The sequence below is a fragment of the Rhizobium sp. CB3171 genome, assembly GCF_029714265.1.
Classification (GTDB): Bacteria; Pseudomonadota; Alphaproteobacteria; order Rhizobiales; family Rhizobiaceae; genus Rhizobium.
Genome location: NZ_CP121652.1, coordinates 985,461 through 1,004,139, shown reverse-complemented (window position 1 = coordinate 1,004,139; position 18,679 = coordinate 985,461). Strand labels below are relative to the sequence as shown.

Here is an 18,679-nt window from a genome sequence, read left to right as displayed (position 1 = left end):
AATGTGGAATTCCTTATTCGTACCGTAGCGCCTGCACCGGATCGAGCCGCGAGGCGCGCCAGGCCGGAAAGATCGTGGCGAGGAAGGAGAGCGTCAGCGCCATCACGACCACGGAGAGGGTCTCGCCGAGATTCATTTCCGCCGGCAACTTGCTGAGGAAATAGACCTCGGGATTGAAGATCACCGTGCCGGATATCCAGGAGAAGAACTGACGGATCGATTCGATATTGAGGCAGACGACGACACCGAGCGCGACGCCGGCGACGGTGCCGACGACGCCGATCGCCGCGCCCGTCATGAAGAAGATGCGCATGATCGCCCCCGACGTCGCGCCCATGGTGCGCAAAATGGCAATATCGCTTCCCTTGTCCTTCACCAGCATGATTAGACCGGAAATGATGTTGAGCGCAGCGACGATGACGATCAGCGTCAGGATCATGAACATGGTGTTGCGTTCGACCTGCAGCGCCGAGAAGAAGGTCTCGTTCACCTGCCGCCAGTCGGTCAGAAAGACCTGCCGCCCCGCCGCCGCTTCGATCTTCGGCCTCAGCGCGTCGACATCATCCGGGTTGCTGACGAAAAGCTCGATCTTCTCGACGATCCCCTCGGCATTGAAAAAGATCTGCGATTCCTCCAGCGGCATGAAGACGACGGAGGAATCGTATTCCGACATGCCGACTTCGAAGATGCCGGAGATCGTATAGGCTTTGACGCGCGGATTGACCCCGAAGGGCGTCACGTCGCCGTCCGGCGCAGTCAGCGTAATCTGGTCGCCGACCGTCAGCCCCAGTTGCCGCGCCAAGCGCGAACCCACCATGACGCCCTGGCCGGCGGTGAAGCCGACCATGTCGCCATCGACGATGTGGTCCGAAACAGTCTTGAGCTTGGTGAGGTCCTCAGCACGGATGCCGCGCACGAGCGCGCCGGTGCCGGAACCGCCGCGGCCGGAAGCCAGCGTCTCGCCTTCGACCAGCGGCAGAGCCATGGTAACGCCCGGGACGGCAGCGAGCCTCTGTGCCAGCGCGGCATAATCATTCAGCGGCGAATCTACGGGCTGAACAACGACATGGCCGTTGAAACCGAGAATCTGCTTGAAGAGCTCGGCGCGAAAACCGTTCATGACCGCCATGACGATGATCAATGCCGCAACGCCCAGCATGATACCGACCAGCGAGAAGCCGGCGATGACCGAGATCGACGCCTCCTTGCGCCGGGCGCGCAGATAGCGCCAGGCGACAAGCCGCTCGAAGCCGGAGAACGGACGCGATGACGGGCCGGTTTTGAAGGCCTTCTCCTGCTGCTTCACTGCCTCGCCTACCGCCATTCGCTTCTCATCCTATCGTTTATCAGCCTGCCAGCCGATTGATCGCCGCTTCGACGGTGATCGTTTCGCGGGCGCCGGTCTTGCGATCCTTGACTTCCACTTCGCCGTTCGCGATCGAACGCGGCCCGACGATGATCTGCATGGGCACGCCGATCAGGTCGGCAGTGGCGAACTTCGTTCCGGCACGATCGTCCGTATCGTCAAGCAGAACGTCCTTGCCGGCCTTCGAGAGCGCCGCGTAGATCGTCTCGCAAGCCGCGTCGCAGGCCTGATCGCCGGCCTTCATGTTGATCACGACGGCATCAAAGGGCGCGATCGACGCCGGCCAGATGATTCCGTTCTCATCATGCGATGCTTCGATGATGGCGGGAACAAGGCGTGTCGGGCCAATACCGTAAGAACCCATATGGACGGCATGCTCCTTGCCGTCAGGACCCTGCACTTTCGCGCCCATCGGTTCGGAATATTTCGTGCCGAAATAAAAGATATGGCCGACCTCGATGCCACGGGCCGACAGGCGCTCGCCTTCCGGAATGGCGTTGAAGGCCGCCTCGTCATGCATCTCGGAGGTCGCCGCATAGACCGACGTCCATTTGTCGAAGATGGCTTTCAGGCCAGCGACGTCATCAAAATTCGTGTCGTCTGCGGGGATGTCGAAATTGACGAAATCCTTGTGGCAGAAGACCTCCGATTCGCCGGTGTCGGCGAGGATGATGAATTCATGGCTGAGGTCGCCGCCGATGGGGCCGGTGTCGGCGCGCATCGGAATTGCCCTGAGACCCAGTCGAGTGAAGGTGCGCAGATAGGCAGCGAACATCTTGTTATAGGAGTGCACCGCGCCTTCGAGCGTCAGATCGAAGGAATAGGCATCCTTCATCATGAATTCGCGCGAGCGCATGGTGCCGAAGCGCGGGCGGATCTCGTCGCGAAACTTCAGTTGGATATGATAGAGGTTCAACGGCAGGTCCTTGTAGGACTTGACGTAGGAACGGAAGATGTCGGTGACCACCTCCTCATTGGTCGGGCCGTAGAGCATGGGGCGCTCCTGGCGGTCCTGGATGCGCAGCATCTCCTTGCCATAGGCGTCATAGCGGCCGCTTTCCTGCCAGAGCTCGGCCGACTGCAGCGTCGGCATCAGCAGCTCGATGGCGCCGGCACGGTTCTGTTCCTCGCGGATGATATTGTTGACCTTGTCGAGGACGCGCTTGCCCAGCGGCAGCCAGGAGTAAATGCCTTGCGACTGCTGGCGGATCATGCCGGCGCGCAGCATCAGCCGATGGGAAACAATTTCAGCCTCTTTGGGATTTTCCTTCAGAATGGGCATGAAGTAACGAGACAGGCGCATGGGCTGATTCCAGATGGTTTGACGTTCCGCATTTGGCGGAATCGTTAGAAATTTAACTGCTGGAGGAGTTCATAACTGCTTCGGCGCAGGAAAGAAACCCGCATTTAGCGCGAGTAAAGCGGACGAACACCCGCAAATGTTGGGCAACGTCATATATTTTTGGAAATTCGAAAAAATGCACGTTTATAAGGATTTGGGAGAGAAATGTGTCAACAGAAAAATTCTGCGCGACTGTAGCAAAAATGCAAAAAAACAGATGACAACGGCCAATCTTTGAGCTAATTTTAGCTCACAAAAGAGGCAAGAAGGCTAAATTCTTGTCGTTTCGCGGTCAAGTCTTGGGAGGATCAGATCTTAGGCGCGCTCGCTCGCAGCCCCGGCAACGGATAAGGATCACGCGATACTTAAAAACAAGGCTTACAGCCTTGTTTTTTTTTGCTTTTCTGCGGCCCTGATCACGACCCTTTCGAGCCGGCAGACTTTGGAAACGTTCCCAACCGCAGTCAAGTCAACGCGACGGCATCATCGCCGTTGCGCAGCCTCTTTGCCTCAAACTGATGACAAGGGTATGACGGATTGCTGGCTATTCGGTGGCGAAGGATTTCAGCCGCAAATTGCAAAGAATTTCAAGGATAAACGTCAGCCGTCGTAGCGTGGAATGATCGGTGGGATCGAGTTGAAGCCGATGCCCAGATAGTGGGAGCTGATGTACCAGGCGCCGTAGATCAGGCCGGATACCAGCGTCGTGATCAGCACCACTCTCAAACCACGGAATTTCGTCGGCGCACTTTCGATGGTGCCGAGGACCACATGATTGTCTTCGGCCTGGGTGCGCAAACCAAACGGCAGGATGGCGAAGAGCGTGATCCACCAGACAACGAAATAGACAGCGCATGTCGAAAAAATCTGCTGGACCATTATGCTTCCTCAAGACAGGCTTCAAACCGGCCCGCACTCTCATCATCCCAACCAGCTTATAGAGCCAAAGCTTCCTTGTTTCAAAGCGCAGTTCAGCGCTCTAATGTCACACTGCTGTGTCGAACGCCGATCTAAGGGGTCGCGCTCTGCTCAAGCTCGATGAGAGTCCCAAAAAAATCCTTGGGGTGCAGGAAGAGCACCGGCTTGCCGTGGGCGCCGATCTTCGGCTCGCCATTGCCGAGCACACGGGCGCCGGCGTCGAGAAGCCGATCACGTGCGGCCAGAAGATCATCCACCTCGTAGCAGATATGGTGCATGCCCCCATCGGGGTTCTTCGCCAGGAAGGCCGATATCGGCGAGGCGTCGCCGAGCGGTTCCAATAGCTCGACCTTGCCGTTCGGCAGATCTATGAAAACGACGGTGACACCGTGTTCCGGCAAGGGCTGCGGCGCCGAGACCTTGGCGCCGAGCGTATCGCGATAGGTGGCGGAAGCGGCGGCGATATCAGGAACGGCAATCGCGATGTGATTGATGCGTCCGAGCATGGCTGCCCCTCCCCCCCGACCAGATAGAAACGCTATTAACCGGGCACGCGCGTGACGAACACCGTCACGACCGGCTTCTTGCCCCAGCCATGGTTGGCAGCGGCGCGTACGGCGCGACGCACAGCTTCCTGCAGCATGTCGATATCCTTGCGGCGGGCGCGCGGGATGCTTTCGATGGCGCTGACGATGGCATCGAAGAGCGTGTCTTCCATATCCTCGCCTTCGTCGTCATAGGCCGGCAAGCCGATCGCGACGAGATCGGGATCGCCGACGATCTCATAACGGGCATCGAGCAGGACATTCACGGCGACATGGCCGACATAGGCGAGCTTCTTGCGCTCGCCTATGCCCATCTCGTCAAAATCGCCGATCAGCGTGCCATCCTTGAAGATGCGGCCATGCGGCGCCTCGCCGATCACCTCGACCGGGCCTGGAGCCAGCCGCAATATGTCGCCGTTGCGAACCCGTGGCACGATGGAAATGCCGGATTGTTCGGCCAATTCCTTATGTGCGGTCAGATGCGTCGCCTCGCCATGCACCGGCACGACGATCTTCGGCCGCGTCCATTCATACATCCTCTGCAGCTCGTTGCGGCGCGGGTGGCCGGAGACGTGGACCAGCGCTTCAGCATCCGTCACCACATGCACGCCCTGCTCGGTGAGCCCGTTCTTGATATCCTGGATGGCCTTCTCATTGCCGGGAATGGCGCGCGAGGAGAAAACGACGATATCGCCGGCGGCGAGCGCGACGTTGCGCATTTCGTCGCGCGAAAGTTTGGCAAGAGCAGCGCGCGGCTCGCCTTGGCTGCCGGTCAGGATGACGACCACCTTGTCGCGCGGGATATAGCCATATTCATCTTCGGCGATGAACGGCTTGATGCCCTCCATGATGCCGATGTCACGGGCAACATCGACAACGCGCTTCAGCGAACTGCCAAGCAGCAAAATCTCGCGGCCTGCGGCCTCGGCGGCCTCGGCAATGGTGCGGATGCGGCCGACATTCGAGGAGAAGGTGGTGATCGCAACCCGGCCCTCGGCATCCTCGATGATCTTGCGCAGGCTTTCGGAAACATCCTTTTCCGAGGGAGATACGCCGTCTCGCAACGCATTGGTGGAATCGCACATCAATGCCAGCACGCCTTCATCACCGAGTTGGCGGAAACGCGCCTCATCGGTCAGCGGTCCAAGCGATGGCTCGTGATCGATCTTCCAGTCGCCGGTGTGAATGACATTGCCAACCGGCGTGCGGATCACCAGCGACATAGGCTCGGGAATGGAGTGATTGACGCCGACGCCTTCGATGCTGAAGGGGCCGACATTGATACGATCGCCGGCCTTGAACGGCGTGATCGGGATTTCGCCCATCGCCTTCTCATAGTCGCGCTTGGCTTCCAGCAGGCCGGCTGTGAAGGCCGACGCATAGACGGGAACGTTCAGGCCCGGCCAGAGATCATTCAATGCGCCATAGTGATCCTCATGCGCATGCGTGATGATGATGCCTTTGAGATTCTTGCGTTCCTTGGCGAGGAAACGGATATCGGGGAGCACGAGATCGACGCCGGGCAGGTCCGGCCCCGGAAAGGTGACGCCGCAATCGACCATGATCCACTGGCGATGCTCCGGCGCGCCATAGCCGTAAAGCGCGAGATTCATGCCAATCTCGCCGACGCCGCCGAGTGGCAAAAACACCAGTTCGTCTTGGTTTGCCATATCTATCTTTTACCTACGATCTGAAAAAAACATCGCCCGCAGCAATCGGCAAAATCTTGCCGCCGCCAGTATCGAGCATCAACAAGCCATTATCATCGATTCCGGCAAAATGGCCGGAAATCGAACGATCCGGCAGATTCACGGTGATCTTTTCCCCGATGCCGCAGGCGACCTCGCGCCAGCGCGCGGTCACTTCGCGAACACCTTTGCCGCTATTCCAGACCGCCAAGGCTTCGGCCATGGACGCATAGAGATGCGCAAACAGTTCTTCCGGCGATACGGTCGAGCCATGCTCATGCAAGCAGGTGACCGGATAGAGCGGGTTTTCCGGCTTGACGGCAATGTTGATGCCGATGCCGATCACCAGCGCATAGCGTCCATCGGGAAGAGCCTCTCCCTCGATCAGAATGCCGCAAGTCTTCTTGCGGCCGATCAGGATATCGTTCGGCCATTTGACCTCGACCGGTTCCGCGGCCAGAGGCAGCACGCTGCGCACCGCTTGGTGCACGCCAACGGCGACAGCCAGCGGCAGGGAGCCAAGGCGGTCCATCGGAGCCGGATCGATCAGAAGGAGGGAAGCATAAAGATTGCCGGGTTCGGACACCCAGGCGCGTCCGCGGCGTCCGCGGCCACCCGTCTGGCGGCCCGCCGTTACCCAGAGATTGCCGGCATCGCCTGCCCTCGCCCGCTCCAGGCATTCGCTATTGGTGGATGCAGTCTCTGAAAGGGCATCATGCCGGAAGTCGGCGAGCGACTTCCGGCTATTCATGTCAGACGCCATCAAAACAACGTCGCGGCAGCGAGATCGGCCGCACCGCCGATTGCACCGCCGAAGAAGACGTAGGTGACGACGAAGAGACCGGAAAGGCCGAAGACCAGACGCAGCGAACCGGCCGTGCGTGTGAACTCGTCCTTGGCTTCATCGAACCACATCACCTTGATGACGCGCAGATAATAGTAGGCTCCAACGACCGATGCGAGAACGCCGATGATGGCGAGCGCATAGAGATGGGCCTGGATGGCGGCAACGAAGACGAAGTACTTCCCGAAGAAGCCTGCGAGCGGCGGGATACCAGCCAGCGAGAACATCAGCGCCGTCAACACGACCGCCATGAAGGGATTGGTCGTGGAAAGGCCGGCAAGATCGTCGACGTTCTCAACCTGGCGGCCGTCGTTGCGGCGCATCGCCATGATGATGGCAAAGGAGCCGAGCGTCATGGCCATGTAGATGACCATGTAAAGCATGACACCAGAGACGCCGGTCTTGCTGCCGGCGGCAAGACCAACAAGCGCATAGCCCATGTGACCGATGGAGGAATAGGCCATCAGTCGCTTGAAGTTGCGCTGACCAATTGCGGCGAAGGAACCGAGCAGCATCGAAGCGATCGAGATGAAGACGATGATCTGCTGCCAGTCGGCAAGCACCGGATGAAAAGCGGTGACGACGATACGGGTCAGGATCGCCATAGCCGCCACTTTCGGGGCACCGGCAAAGAAGGCGGTGACCGGGGTCGGCGCACCTTCATAAACGTCCGGCGTCCACATGTGGAACGGCACGGCGGAGATCTTGAAGGCAAGGCCCGCGAGAACGAAGACCAGACCAAAGACGAGGCCGAGCGAACGGGTCTCGGAGCTGAGCGCCGTGGCGATCGCATCGAAGGTGGTGTGGCCGGTGAAGCCATAGACAAGCGACATGCCGTAGAGCAGCATGCCCGACGACAGTGCGCCGAGCACGAAATACTTCAGACCGGCTTCCGTCGACTTGACGCTATCGCGGTTGATGGCGGCAACGACGTAGAGCGCCAGGGACTGGAGCTCCAGCGATAGATAGAGCGAGATCAGGTCATGCGCCGAGATCATCAGCAGGATGCCGAGGGTCGCCAGCAGCAGCAGCACGGGGAATTCGAAACGATCGAGCTGCTGCTCGCGCGCATGTCCCATGCTCATGAACATGGCGACGATCGAGCCCACGAGGGCGACGATCTTCATGAAGCGCGAAAAGCCATCGGCGAGATAAGCGCCGCCGTAAGCCAGGCCTTCGCCCGGCACGAAGATGATCCAGAGACCGGCCACTGCGAGAACTGCAATGGCAAGGCCGGTGACCGTCGGTCCCGACCGTTCGCCCGCGAAGACGCCGATCATGAGCAGCACAAGCGCACCGACCGCGAGGATAAGCTCCGGGATGGAAAGATGCAGGCTTGCAAGAATTGTGTCAGCAGTCATGTCGAATAAGTCCCGTCATCAATTCATCGACAGCGCAACATTCTGCGCGGCGTGCAGGGCTGCGGTGTAGTTGTTCACAAGCAGATCCACCGAAGCGGCCGTCGCATCGAAGATCGGAGCCGGATAGACACCGAAGAAGATCGTCATCGCGATCAGCGGATAAAGGATGAGCTGTTCGCGCGGCGACAGATCCAGCAGCTTCTTGAGGTTTTCCTTTTCCAGCGCGCCGAAGATAACGCGGCGGTAGAGCCAGAGCGCGTAAGCGGCTGAAAGAATAACGCCGGTCGCGGCGAACAGTGCAACCCAGGTGTTGGCGCGGAAGACGCCGATCAGGGTCAGGAATTCACCGATGAAGCCGGAGGTGCCGGGCAGACCGACATTGGCCATGGTGAAGACCATCATCGCAACGGCATATTTCGGCATGTTGTTGACGAGACCGCCATAGGCCGCAATCTCGCGGGTATGGGTGCGGTCGTAGACCACGCCGACGCAAAGGAAGAGTGCGCCGGAGACGATACCGTGCGACAGCATCTGGAAAATCGCGCCCTGAACACCCTGCTGGTTGGCAGCAAAGATGCCCATGGTGACATAGCCCATGTGCGCGACCGAGGAATAGGCGATCAGCTTCTTGATGTCTTCCTGCATCATCGCCACCAGCGAAGTGTAGATGATGGCGATGACGGACAGAGCGTAGACGAGCGGCGCGAAATATTCCGACGCGTTCGGGAACATGCCGATCGAGAAGCGGATGAGACCATAACCGCCGAGCTTCAGAAGAATGCCGGCCAGAATAACCGAGCCTGCCGTCGGCGCCTGAACGTGCGCGTCGGGCAACCAGGTGTGAACCGGCCACATCGGCATCTTCACCGCGAAGGAGGCGAAGAAAGCCAGCCATAGCCACGTCTGCATCTGCGGCGGGAACTTGTAGGCGAGCAACGCCGGGATATCCGTCGTGCCGGCCTGCCAGTACATCGCCATGATGGCAAGCAGCATCAGCACCGAGCCGAGCAGCGTATAGAGGAAGAATTTGTAGCTGGCATAGACGCGATCCTTGCCGCCCCAGACGCCGATGATCAGGAACATCGGGATGAGACCGGCTTCGAAGAAGACGTAGAACAGCACGATATCCAGCGACGTGAAAACGCCGACCATCATCGTCTCGAGGACGAGGAAGGCGATCATGTAGTCCTTTAGGCGCTTCTCGATCGAGAGCCAGCTCGCCAGCACGCAGAAGGGCATCAGGAAGGTGGTCAGGATGACGAACAGCATGGAGATGCCGTCGACGCCCATGTGATAGCTGATGCCGGAGCTCAGCCAGTCATGCTTCTCGATCATCTGGAAGCCCGGATTGGCATTGTCGAAGCCAATCCAGACGAACAGCGACACGACGAACGTGAAGACCGTGGTCAGCAGCGATACGTTGAGGATGTTGCGGCGGCCGTTGGGTCCGTCATCCCGCATGAACAACAGGAGAAGGACGCCCACCAGCGGCAGGAAGGTGACCGTTGAAAGAATAGGCCAATCGGTCATCAGAGGGAACTCCCGAGCATCATCCAGGTAACGAGGGCCGCAATACCGAGCAGCATCGCGAAGGCATAGTGATAGAGGTAACCGGTCTGCAGGCGAACAACGCGGTTGGTGACATCGACGACGCGGGCGGCGACACCGTTCGGGCCGAACGTGTCGATGACCCCGATATCGCCCTTCTGCCACAGGAAGCGACCAAGCGCCTTGGCAGTGCGAACGAAGAGGAAGTCATAGAGCTCATCGAAGTACCACTTGTTCAGCAGGAATTCGTAGAGCACGCGATGCTGCTGCGCGAGGATGCGCGGCGTCTGCGGCGACCTGATGTACATGTACCAGGCCAGAACGAAGCCGAGCAGCATAGCGATGAACGGGCTGATGCTCACCCAAGCTGGAACATGTTCCATCTCTTCGAAGATGTGGTTGGTCGGCAGTGTGAACAGCGCAGTCTTCCAGAACTCGCCATAGGCCTCGCCAACGAAATCGTTTCTGAAGACCATGCCCGCGGCGACAGCCCCGAGCCCCAGCAGATAGAGCGGGATCAGCATGACGTTCGGCGATTCATGCACGTGATGCATGACCTCATGCGAAGCGCGTGGCTTGCCGTAGAAGGTCATGAAGATCAGACGCCAGGAATAGAAGCTCGTGAACAGGGCGGCAATAACCAGCAGCGTAAAGGCAAAGCCTGCAGCCGGACCTTGCGAGGCAAACGCAGCTTCGATGATCGCGTCCTTCGAAATGAAGCCCGCGAAGCCGAAATGCGTGAAGGGGATGCCGACGCCGGTAATCGCCACCGTGCCGGTGATCATCATCCAGAAAGTGTTCGGAATATGCTTACGCAGACCGCCCATGTGGCGCATGTCCTGCTCGCCGTCGACGGCGTGAATCACCGAACCGGCACCGAGGAAGAGCAGCGCTTTGAAGAAGGCATGCGTGAACAGGTGGAAGATGGCTGCGCCATAGGCGCCGACGCCGAGAGCGACGAACATGTAGCCGAGCTGCGAACAGGTCGAATAGGCGATGACGCGCTTGATATCGTTCTGCACCAGACCGACGGTTGCCGCAAAGAACGCCGTGATCGCACCGATGATGGTGACGAAGGTCAGGGCGTCCGGCGACAGTTCGAAGATCGGCGACATGCGAGCGACGAGGAAGACGCCGGCGGTGACCATGGTCGCGGCATGGATGAGCGCCGACACCGGGGTCGGGCCTTCCATGGCGTCCGGCAGCCAGGTGTGCAGCAGGAACTGCGCCGACTTACCCATGGCGCCCATGAAGAGCAGCAGGCAGACGCCGGTCAGTGCATGCGCACGATCAAGATGCATGCCGAAGAGATTGAGCACGATATCGCCCGGCTGACCGCCCTGCCCCGCGGCAAAGCTCTGGGCGTTGCCGAAGATGACGTCGAAATTGATCGAGCCGAAGAGAACGAAGACACCGGCGATGCCGAGCACGAAACCGAAGTCGCCGACGCGGTTGACGATGAAGGCCTTGATCGCGGCCGCGGATGCCGACGGCTTCTTGAACCAGAAACCGATGAGCAGATAGGAGGCCAGACCGACGCCTTCCCAGCCGAAGAACATCTGGGCGAGGTTGTCGGAGGTCACCAGCATCAGCATGGCGAAGGTGAAGAGCGAGAGATAGGCGAAGAAGCGCGGACGATGCGGATCGTGATGCATGTATCCGATCGAATAGATGTGAACGAGGGTCGAAACCGTGTTCACGACGATCAGCATCACCGAGGTCAGCGTATCGATGCGCAGCATCCAGGAGACATCGATGCCGCCGGACTGGATCCAGCGCAGCACTTCCACCTTGATCGGGCCCTCGGCGTGACCAAGCGCGACCGTGAAGAAGACGATCCATGACAGAACCGCGGCGACGATCATCAAGCCGCTGGTAACGTATTCCGAAGCCTTGGCGCCGATCCCGCGGCCAAACAGGCCGGCGATGATCGCGCCGATCAGGGGGAGAAAGACGATAGCCTTATATAAAAACATAGCTGTATCAGCCCTTCATCACGTTGACGTCTTCGACCGCGATGGAACCGCGGTTACGGTAGAAGACGACGAGAATTGCAAGACCGATGGCCGCTTCGGCAGCAGCGACGGTCAGAATGAACAAAGCGAAGACCTGGCCGACGATATCGTTGAGGAACGACGAGAAGGCGACCATGTTGATGTTGACAGCAAGCAGGATGAGCTCGATCGACATCAAGATGATGATGACGTTCTTGCGGTTCAGGAAAATGCCGAAAACGCCGAGCACGAAAAGGATGGCGCTGACCGTCAGGTAGTGGGAAAGTCCGATGACCATATTCTTGTTCCTTTGACCCTCGTGCCGCGCCTTAGACGCCCTGCCCCGGCTTGACCTTGACCACCTCGACGGCGGTCGCAGGCGTGCGGGCGACCTGTTGCGGAATGCTCTGGCGTCTGACGTGGGTGCGATGCCGCAGCGTCAGCACGATCGCGCCGATCATCGCGACCAGAAGCACAAGACCGGCGATCTCGAAGAAATAAACGTAGTTGGTATAAAGCACGTCGCCGAGTGCTGCGGTGTTCGTGCGGGTCGTCACCGCCGGGATCGGCATAGCGACCGACTTAGCGACAACAGGTGAAATCACGCTGCCGCCGATGACGACGATCAGCTCGGCGGCGAGAATGATGCCGATCAGCGCGCCGATCGGTGCATATTCCAGAATGCCTGCCCTGAGCTCGGAGAAGTCGATGTCGAGCATCATGACGACGAAGAGGAAGAGGACTGCGACGGCGCCGACATAGACGACCAGCAGGATCATCGCCAGGAATTCCGCCCCCATCAGCAGGAAGAGGCCGGCGGCATTAAAGAATACCAGGATGAGGAACAGGACCGAATGGACCGGATTCCGCGCCGAGATAACCATGAACGCCGACGCCACCGCGACAAAGGCGAAGATATAGAAAAAAAGAGCCTGCAGACCCATGTTGGTGCCTTTTTCGTCTTCCCCCGGGCAGCCGGGAGTGTCCCTGCCCGATGGGACTTGGCTGGACGTGCGTCCGGCAAAGCCCCGGTCTCTATTCCACCGCGACGGCGACAATCTCAGCCGCCCGTCACGGCATATTCAAAATTCCGCTTAGCGGTACGGCGAGTCCATCGCGATGTTGCGCGCGATTTCGCGTTCCCAGCGGTCGCCATTTTCGAGAAGCCGCGCCTTGTCGAAATAAAGCTCTTCGCGGGTTTCCGTGGCAAATTCGAAGTTCGGCCCTTCGACGATGGCGTCGACCGGGCAAGCCTCCTGGCAGAAGCCGCAATAGATGCACTTCACCATATCGATGTCATAGCGCACCGTGCGGCGGGTGCCGTCATTGCGGCGCGGCCCGGCTTCGATGGTGATGGCCTGAGCAGGACAGATCGCTTCGCAGAGCTTGCAGGCGATGCAGCGCTCTTCACCATTCGGATAGCGGCGCAGCGCATGTTCGCCGCGGAAGCGCGGGCTGACCGGCCCCTTTTCGAAGGGATAATTGATCGTCGCCTTCTGCTTGAAGAAATAACGCATCGACAAAAAGAATGCGCCGACGAATTCCTTGAGGAACAGTGAGCTGACGGCGTTGGAAAGTCCGGCCATCTTCAACCTCCAAATCTGCTTGAAGCGAGGATCGACATCATCATGCCCATCCCGTCAGCTTCAGCACGAATGCAACGATAATGACCATAGCGAGCGACAGCGGCAGGAACACCTTCCAGCCAAGGCGCATGAGCTGGTCGTAGCGGTAGCGCGGCACGAACGCCTTGACCATCGCGAACATGAAGAAGACGAGGCACGACTTCAGCAGGAACCAGATGACGCCGGGGACCCAGTTCAAGATCCAGATATCGACCGGCGGCAGCCAGCCACCGAGGAAGAGGATCGTGGTCAGCGAGCACATCAAAACGACGGCGGCATATTCGCCGAGCATGAACATCATGTAGGGCGAAGAGCCATATTCGACCATGAAGCCGGCAACCAGCTCCGATTCCGCTTCCGGAAGATCGAATGGCGGACGGTTCGTTTCAGCGAGCGCCGAAATGAAGAACACGATGAACATCGGGAACAACGACAGCCAATGCCAGTCGAGGAACGACGCCGGCAGGCCGAGCTTGGTACCGAGGCCGGTCTGCTGCGACATGACGATATCGGTCAGGTTCAACGAACCAACGCAGAGCAGCACGGTAACGATGACGAAGCCGATCGAGACTTCGTAGGACACCATCTGCGCGGCGGAACGCAGCGCGCCGAGGAACGGATACTTCGAGTTCGAAGCCCAGCCGCCCATGATGATGCCGTACACTTCCAGCGACGAAATCGCCAGAATGTAGAGGATGCCGACATTGATGTCGGCGATGACCCAGCCATGCGCCAGCGGCACGACGGCCCAGGTGGAGAGCGCCAGGACCACGGAGACGAGCGGCGCCAGCAGGAAGACGGTCTTGTTGGCGCCGGCCGGGATGATCGGCTCCTTGACCATGAACTTCAAAAGGTCGGCGAAGGACTGGAACAGGCCAAAGGGACCGACGACGTTCGGGCCGCGGCGCAACTGAACCGCCGCCCAGATCTTGCGGTCGGCAAGAAGGATATAGGCGATGAAGATCAGCAGGCAGACCAGGAGCAGCAGGGACTGACCGATGATAATCAGCGCCGGCCAAAGATAGGTCGAAACGAATGAATCCATAGTCCCCTGCCCTTACTCTGCCGCAGCCTGGAAATTGTTGCGGGCCAATGCCGAGCACTCGGCCATGACGGCCGAGGCGCGCGCTATCGGGTTCGTCAAATAGAAGTCTTTGATCGGCGAAGCAAATGCGGATTTGCCCATCGCGCCGGCTTTTTTCGCAAGTGCGACAATTTGGGCGCTATCGCCTTCAGCGATCTCGTCGATGCCGGCGAAATGCGGGAACGCAGCATAGAGCTTGGCGCGCAATTCTCTCAGCGAATCAAAGGGAAGCTTCTTGCCGAGCACGTCGGAAAGGGCGCGGATGATGGCCCAGTCCTCGCGAGCGTCGCCCGGTGCGAAACCGGCACGATTGCCCATCTGAACGCGGCCTTCTGTGTTGACCCAGGTGCCCGACTTTTCGGTGTAGGTAGCGGCCGGCAGAATGACGTCCGCATTGTGCGCGCCATTGTCGCCGTGCGAGCCGATGTAGACAGTGAACTTCGCACCCTTGCGGGTGAAGTCGAGCTCGTCAGCGCCCAGCAGGAAGAGGACGTCCATCGACGACAGCATCGCCGCAGCGTTGACGCCCTTTGCACCCGGCACGAAGCCGAGGTCGAGGCCGCCGACGCGAGAAGCTGCGGTATGCAGCACGGCAAAGCCATTCCAGCCGTCCTTCACGACGCCGACAGAGGCAGCGAGCTTGGCGGCATTCGCCAGCACTTCGGCGCCGTCTTCGCGGATGAGCGCGCCCTGACCGATGATGATCATCGGCTTCTGCGCATTCTTCAGGACATCGGCGAAGCTGTGCGAACCGCTGACGACATCAGCCAGCGTATCCGGACCAGCGCCGAGATAGTCATAGGAGTAACGCAGGTCGGCGTGTTCGCCGATCACACCGATCGGGAACTTACCCTTGCGCCAGCGTTTGCGGATGCGCGAGTTCAACACGGCCGCTTCGAAGCGCGGAGTGGCGCCGATGATCAGCAGCGCATCGGCTGCTTCGATGCCCTCGATGGTCGGGTTGAAGATGTAGCTTGCACGGCCAAGCGACGGATCAAGCGCCGTCCCGTCCTGGCGACAGTCGAGATTTTCCGATCCCAGCGACTTCAGCAGTTCGGAGAGCGCGTACATTTCCTCGACGGAAGCAAGATCGCCGGCGATCGCGCCGATCTTGTCGCCGCTGGTGGCGGCAACCGCGGACTTGATGGCGGCGAAGGCATCACCCCAGGTCGAAGCCTGCAGGCGGCCATCCTTGCGGACATAGGGCTTGTCGAGACGCTGCGTCTTCAGACCGTCCCAGATGAAGCGGGTCTTGTCGGAGATCCACTCTTCGTTGATCTGCTCGTTGACGCGCGGAAGCACGCGCATGACTTCGCGGCCGCGGGTGTCGACGCGGATGGCCGAGCCGAGCGCGTCCATGACGTCGATCGATTCGGTCTTGTTCAGTTCCCACGGACGAGCCGTGAAGGCGAAGGGCTTCGAGGTCAGCGCGCCAACCGGGCAGAGGTCAACGACGTTGCCCTGCAGCTCGGAGGTCATTGCCTGCTCGAGATAGGTGGTGATTTCGGCATCTTCGCCACGGCCAATCAGGCCGAGTTCGGAAATGCCGGCGACTTCCGTGGTGAAGCGGACGCAACGCGTGCAGTGGATGCAGCGGTTCATCACCGTCTTGACGAGCGGGCCGATGTACTTGTCCTCAACGGCACGCTTGTCTTCCTGATAGCGCGAACTATCGATACCGAAGGCCATGGCCTGGTCCTGCAGGTCGCATTCGCCGCCCTGGTCGCAGATCGGGCAATCCAGCGGGTGGTTGATCAGCAGGAATTCCATCACGCCTTCGCGGGCCTTCTTGACCATCGGCGTGTTGGTGAAGACTTCCGGAAGCTCGCCGTTCGGGCCGCCGCGGATATCGCGCACACCCATAGCGCAGGAGGCCTGCGGCTTCGGCGGACCGCCCTTCACCTCGACGAGGCACATGCGGCAATTGCCGGCTACCGACAGTCTTTCATGGAAGCAGAAGCGCGGGACTTCGGCGCCGGCTTCCTCGCACGCCTGGATAAGCGTGTAGTGATCCGGAACTTCGATCTCTTTACCGTCAATCTTCAGTTTTGCCATCGTCCACTCAGTCCTATGTCACGTCTGCCGCCGAACCTGGCCGCAGACAATTTCATGATCGCAACACCGTCTCGCCACCGGCGCGGCATTTTGAGCCGCATGGCACCGGTCTTGCTCACAATCACCTTTGCCGAACCTTGCCCCCACAAGATCAGCGTCCCGGCTGAAACATCGCGAGACCCCGCCCGCAACATGCCCACCGCCCTATTCACACTCTTCGGCCGCTTGGGGCATCGCCGAAGAAAACTCTCAACCCCGACCTCTTGGCTGGAGCGCTTTTGCCTGGCCAATCCAATCGTCGCGCCGGATACGGCCGTCGAAACCGAGTTCCGCATCGATCCGCTCGACATCCGCCTCGTTCCAAGCGGCGATATCGGCAAAGCGTAGAACGCCGCGTTCGTTCAGAACCTGCTCCAGCTTCGGACCGATACCCGAAATCCGCTTCAGGTCGTCGGTCTTCACGACGGCCTTGCGGTTGCGCGCTGGCGCCGCTGCAGGCTTTGCCGCAACTGGCTCGGGAGCAACAACCGCAGCCTTGGCGCGGGCTTTGGAGGGCGTCTTTACCGGCGCCGCTTTCGCCGAGACTGGCTTCGGTTCGGCCTTCCTCACCTCAACCGGTGTTGCTTGAACGGGCTTTGCTTCGACCGGCTTGGCAACGGGCGATGCCTTCACGACCTTCGCTTCCCCTGCCCCGTCAGTCTTTGCGCTCGGCTTCTCCTCGACCGCGGTATCGTCCGTCTCGTCAAGCGCGACAGAGAGCTTGTTGGTCGCCTCGACCGCGCCCTGCAGCGCGCCGAAGAATGCGCCGGCCATCTGCGACGAGAAGCCGAACCCGATCGCGGTCGCGGCGGCAAAGGCTGCCGCCGGATGCGCCATAAAAGGGTGGATCGGCAAAATGGGCGAATTCCGCAGCATATCCGCTGCAATACGGCCGAGATCGGCCGATGCATCGGCTGCCCTGCTGTTCTGCGTGGTATCTGTGCTCTTCGCCATCATCGTCCTTACTCGGCCGCTTCCAGCACCGCTCCGTGGCTCGTTGCATTGGCCGTGTATTGGTCAATGCGCTTTTCGATTTCCGGGCGGAAGTTGCGGATCAGGCCCTGTACCGGCCATGCGGCGGCGTCGCCGAGCGCACAGATGGTATGGCCTTCGATCTGCTTCGTCACCTGGAACAGCATGTCGATTTCGCGCTTCTGCGCATTGCCCCTGGCCATGCGCTCCAGCACGCGCCACATCCAGCCGGTACCTTCACGGCACGGCGTACACTGGCCGCAGCTTTCATGCTTGAAGAAGGCCGAGATGCGAGCAATCGCCTTGATGATGTCGGTCGACTTGTCCATGACGATCGCAGCCGCCGTACCGAAGGACGACTTGACTTCGCGCAGACCGTCAAAATCCATCGGGCAATCGATAATGTCGGCCGCCGGAACGACCGGGCACGATGCGCCGCCGGGGATGACAGCAAGCAAATTGTCCCAGCCGCCACGAATGCCGCCGCCATGCTTCTCGACGAGCTCGCGGAAAGTGATGCCCATCGTTTCTTCGACCGTGCATGGACGATTGACGTGACCGGAAAGCATGAACAGCTTCGTGCCGACATTGTTCGGACGGCCGAAAGACGAGAACCAACCGGCGCCGCGACGCAGGATCGTCGGGGCAACGGCGATCGATTCGACGTTGTTGACGGTCGTCGGGCATCCATAGAGACCCATGTTGGCCGGGAACGGCGGCTTCAGCCGCGGCTGACCCTTTTTGCCTTCCAGGCTTTCGAGCAGCGCGGTTTCTTCGCCGCAGATATAGGCGCCGGCACCGTGATGAACGAAAACATCAAAATCCCAGCCGAGCTTATTGTTTTTTCCCAACAATCCGGCGTCATAGCATTCGTCGATCGCAGCCTGCAGGGCTTCGCGTTCGCGCATGTATTCGCCGCGGACATAGATATAAGCCGTGTTCGCACCCATGGCGAAACCGGCGATGACGCAGCCTTCGATCAGCGTATGCGGATCGTGGCGCATGATATCGCGGTCTTTGCAGGTGCCCGGTTCGGACTCATCGGCATTGACGACGAGATAATGCGGGCGGCCATCGCTTTCCTTCGGCATGAAGGACCACTTGAGGCCGGTCGGGAAGCCAGCGCCGCCGCGGCCGCGCAGACCGGATGCCTTCATCTCGTTGACGATCCAGTCCCGACCCTTTTCGAGGATCTGCTTGGTGCCGTCCCAGTGGCCGCGGCTCATCGCGCCTTTCAGGGACTTGTCCTTGAGACCGTAGATATTGGTAAAGATGCGATCCTGATCCTGTAACATACC

General features: G+C 59.8%; 16 protein-coding genes. All 16 read right to left on the bottom strand.

Annotated elements, in window-relative coordinates; all coding sequences use genetic code 11:
• Positions 1 to 13: 13 nt before the first annotated feature.
• A complete protein-coding gene (locus QA648_RS04955) occupies positions 14 to 1,324 on the bottom strand; it encodes a lipoprotein-releasing ABC transporter permease subunit (protein ID WP_283049985.1) in 1,311 nt (436 codons plus the stop codon).
• A 22-nt stretch (positions 1,325 to 1,346) separates the two neighbouring features.
• Complete coding sequence (gene proS, locus QA648_RS04950) at positions 1,347 to 2,669, bottom strand: proline--tRNA ligase (protein WP_283049983.1); 1,323 nt, start codon at positions 2,667 to 2,669, stop codon at positions 1,347 to 1,349.
• Between the two features lie 639 nt (positions 2,670 to 3,308).
• Complete coding sequence (locus QA648_RS04945) at positions 3,309 to 3,587, bottom strand: DUF1467 family protein (RefSeq protein WP_283049981.1); 279 nt, start codon at positions 3,585 to 3,587, stop codon at positions 3,309 to 3,311.
• Positions 3,588 to 3,718: 131 nt separating this feature from the next.
• Complete coding sequence (gene mce / locus QA648_RS04940) at positions 3,719 to 4,132, bottom strand: methylmalonyl-CoA epimerase (protein ID WP_104822696.1); 414 nt, start codon at positions 4,130 to 4,132, stop codon at positions 3,719 to 3,721.
• Positions 4,133 to 4,167: 35 nt separating this feature from the next.
• Positions 4,168 to 5,841 carry a ribonuclease J gene (locus QA648_RS04935; protein ID WP_104822695.1) on the bottom strand — a complete coding sequence of 558 codons (1,674 nt, stop codon included), beginning with the start codon at positions 5,839 to 5,841 and terminating at the stop codon, positions 4,168 to 4,170.
• A 13-nt stretch (positions 5,842 to 5,854) separates the two neighbouring features.
• Entirely contained in the window at positions 5,855 to 6,622 is a 768-nt protein-coding gene (locus tag QA648_RS04930; protein ID WP_283049977.1) for a biotin--[acetyl-CoA-carboxylase] ligase, read from the bottom strand.
• The gene (gene nuoN, locus QA648_RS04925) at positions 6,622 to 8,064 is read right to left on the bottom strand and encodes an NADH-quinone oxidoreductase subunit NuoN (RefSeq protein WP_283049974.1); all 1,443 of its coding nucleotides are present in this window, start codon (positions 8,062 to 8,064) and stop codon (positions 6,622 to 6,624) included. Before nuoN ends, QA648_RS04930 begins: the two co-directional genes overlap by 1 nt.
• 18 nt (positions 8,065 to 8,082) lie before the next feature.
• Entirely contained in the window at positions 8,083 to 9,594 is a 1,512-nt protein-coding gene (locus QA648_RS04920) for an NADH-quinone oxidoreductase subunit M (protein WP_260303814.1), read from the bottom strand.
• Positions 9,594 to 11,588, bottom strand: a complete 1,995-nt coding sequence (gene nuoL / locus QA648_RS04915; RefSeq protein WP_283049971.1) for an NADH-quinone oxidoreductase subunit L — start codon at positions 11,586 to 11,588, stop codon at positions 9,594 to 9,596. The genes QA648_RS04920 and nuoL overlap by 1 nt, the downstream gene beginning before the upstream one ends.
• 7 nt (positions 11,589 to 11,595) lie before the next feature.
• Positions 11,596 to 11,904: an NADH-quinone oxidoreductase subunit NuoK gene (nuoK, locus tag QA648_RS04910; protein WP_004122490.1), complete on the bottom strand. Its 309-nt coding sequence runs from the start codon at positions 11,902 to 11,904 to the stop codon at positions 11,596 to 11,598.
• 31 nt (positions 11,905 to 11,935) lie between these two features.
• Positions 11,936 to 12,550, bottom strand: coding sequence for an NADH-quinone oxidoreductase subunit J (locus tag QA648_RS04905; protein ID WP_104822690.1), 615 nt, complete (start codon positions 12,548 to 12,550; stop codon positions 11,936 to 11,938).
• A gap of 150 nt (positions 12,551 to 12,700) precedes the next feature.
• Positions 12,701 to 13,192 (bottom strand): NADH-quinone oxidoreductase subunit NuoI, encoded by a 492-nt coding sequence (nuoI, locus tag QA648_RS04900; protein ID WP_104822689.1) that lies wholly within the window; start codon positions 13,190 to 13,192, stop codon positions 12,701 to 12,703.
• A 40-nt stretch (positions 13,193 to 13,232) separates the two neighbouring features.
• A complete protein-coding gene (nuoH, locus tag QA648_RS04895; protein WP_104822688.1) occupies positions 13,233 to 14,276 on the bottom strand; it encodes an NADH-quinone oxidoreductase subunit NuoH in 1,044 nt (347 codons plus the stop codon).
• A gap of 12 nt (positions 14,277 to 14,288) precedes the next feature.
• Positions 14,289 to 16,370, bottom strand: coding sequence for an NADH-quinone oxidoreductase subunit NuoG (nuoG, locus tag QA648_RS04890; protein ID WP_283049965.1), 2,082 nt, complete (start codon positions 16,368 to 16,370; stop codon positions 14,289 to 14,291).
• Positions 16,371 to 16,619: 249 nt separating this feature from the next.
• On the bottom strand, positions 16,620 to 17,363 hold the full coding sequence (locus QA648_RS04885) for a 5' DNA nuclease (RefSeq protein WP_283051218.1): 744 nt from the start codon (positions 17,361 to 17,363) through the stop codon (positions 16,620 to 16,622).
• 8 nt (positions 17,364 to 17,371) lie between these two features.
• Complete coding sequence (gene nuoF / locus QA648_RS04880) at positions 17,372 to 18,676, bottom strand: NADH-quinone oxidoreductase subunit NuoF (protein WP_028754009.1); 1,305 nt, start codon at positions 18,674 to 18,676, stop codon at positions 17,372 to 17,374.
• Positions 18,677 to 18,679 lie beyond the last annotated feature (3 nt).

Bases quoted from the DNA above. Each gene is read 5' to 3' on its own strand.
- QA648_RS04905 (WP_104822690.1), bottom strand. From the start codon at position 12,550: ATGGGTCTGCAGGCTCTTTTTTTCTATATCTTCGCCTTTGTCGCGGTG.
- nuoG (WP_283049965.1), bottom strand. From the start codon at position 16,370: ATGGCAAAACTGAAGATTGACGGTAAAGAGATCGAAGTTCCGGATCAC.
- nuoF (WP_028754009.1), bottom strand. From the start codon at position 18,676: ATGTTACAGGATCAGGATCGCATCTTTACCAATATCTACGGTCTCAAG.
- QA648_RS04885 (WP_283051218.1), bottom strand. From the start codon at position 17,363: ATGGCGAAGAGCACAGATACCACGCAGAACAGCAGGGCAGCCGATGCA.
- QA648_RS04930 (WP_283049977.1), bottom strand. From the start codon at position 6,622: ATGGCGTCTGACATGAATAGCCGGAAGTCGCTCGCCGACTTCCGGCAT.
- nuoL (WP_283049971.1), bottom strand. From the start codon at position 11,588: ATGTTTTTATATAAGGCTATCGTCTTTCTCCCCCTGATCGGCGCGATC.
- nuoI (WP_104822689.1), bottom strand. From the start codon at position 13,192: ATGGCCGGACTTTCCAACGCCGTCAGCTCACTGTTCCTCAAGGAATTC.
- QA648_RS04955 (WP_283049985.1), bottom strand. From the start codon at position 1,324: ATGGCGGTAGGCGAGGCAGTGAAGCAGCAGGAGAAGGCCTTCAAAACC.
- nuoN (WP_283049974.1), bottom strand. From the start codon at position 8,064: ATGACTGCTGACACAATTCTTGCAAGCCTGCATCTTTCCATCCCGGAG.
- QA648_RS04920 (WP_260303814.1), bottom strand. From the start codon at position 9,594: ATGACCGATTGGCCTATTCTTTCAACGGTCACCTTCCTGCCGCTGGTG.
- QA648_RS04945 (WP_283049981.1), bottom strand. From the start codon at position 3,587: ATGGTCCAGCAGATTTTTTCGACATGCGCTGTCTATTTCGTTGTCTGG.
- nuoK (WP_004122490.1), bottom strand. From the start codon at position 11,904: ATGGTCATCGGACTTTCCCACTACCTGACGGTCAGCGCCATCCTTTTC.
- proS (WP_283049983.1), bottom strand. From the start codon at position 2,669: ATGCGCCTGTCTCGTTACTTCATGCCCATTCTGAAGGAAAATCCCAAA.
- mce (WP_104822696.1), bottom strand. From the start codon at position 4,132: ATGCTCGGACGCATCAATCACATCGCGATTGCCGTTCCTGATATCGCC.
- QA648_RS04935 (WP_104822695.1), bottom strand. From the start codon at position 5,841: ATGGCAAACCAAGACGAACTGGTGTTTTTGCCACTCGGCGGCGTCGGC.
- nuoH (WP_104822688.1), bottom strand. From the start codon at position 14,276: ATGGATTCATTCGTTTCGACCTATCTTTGGCCGGCGCTGATTATCATC.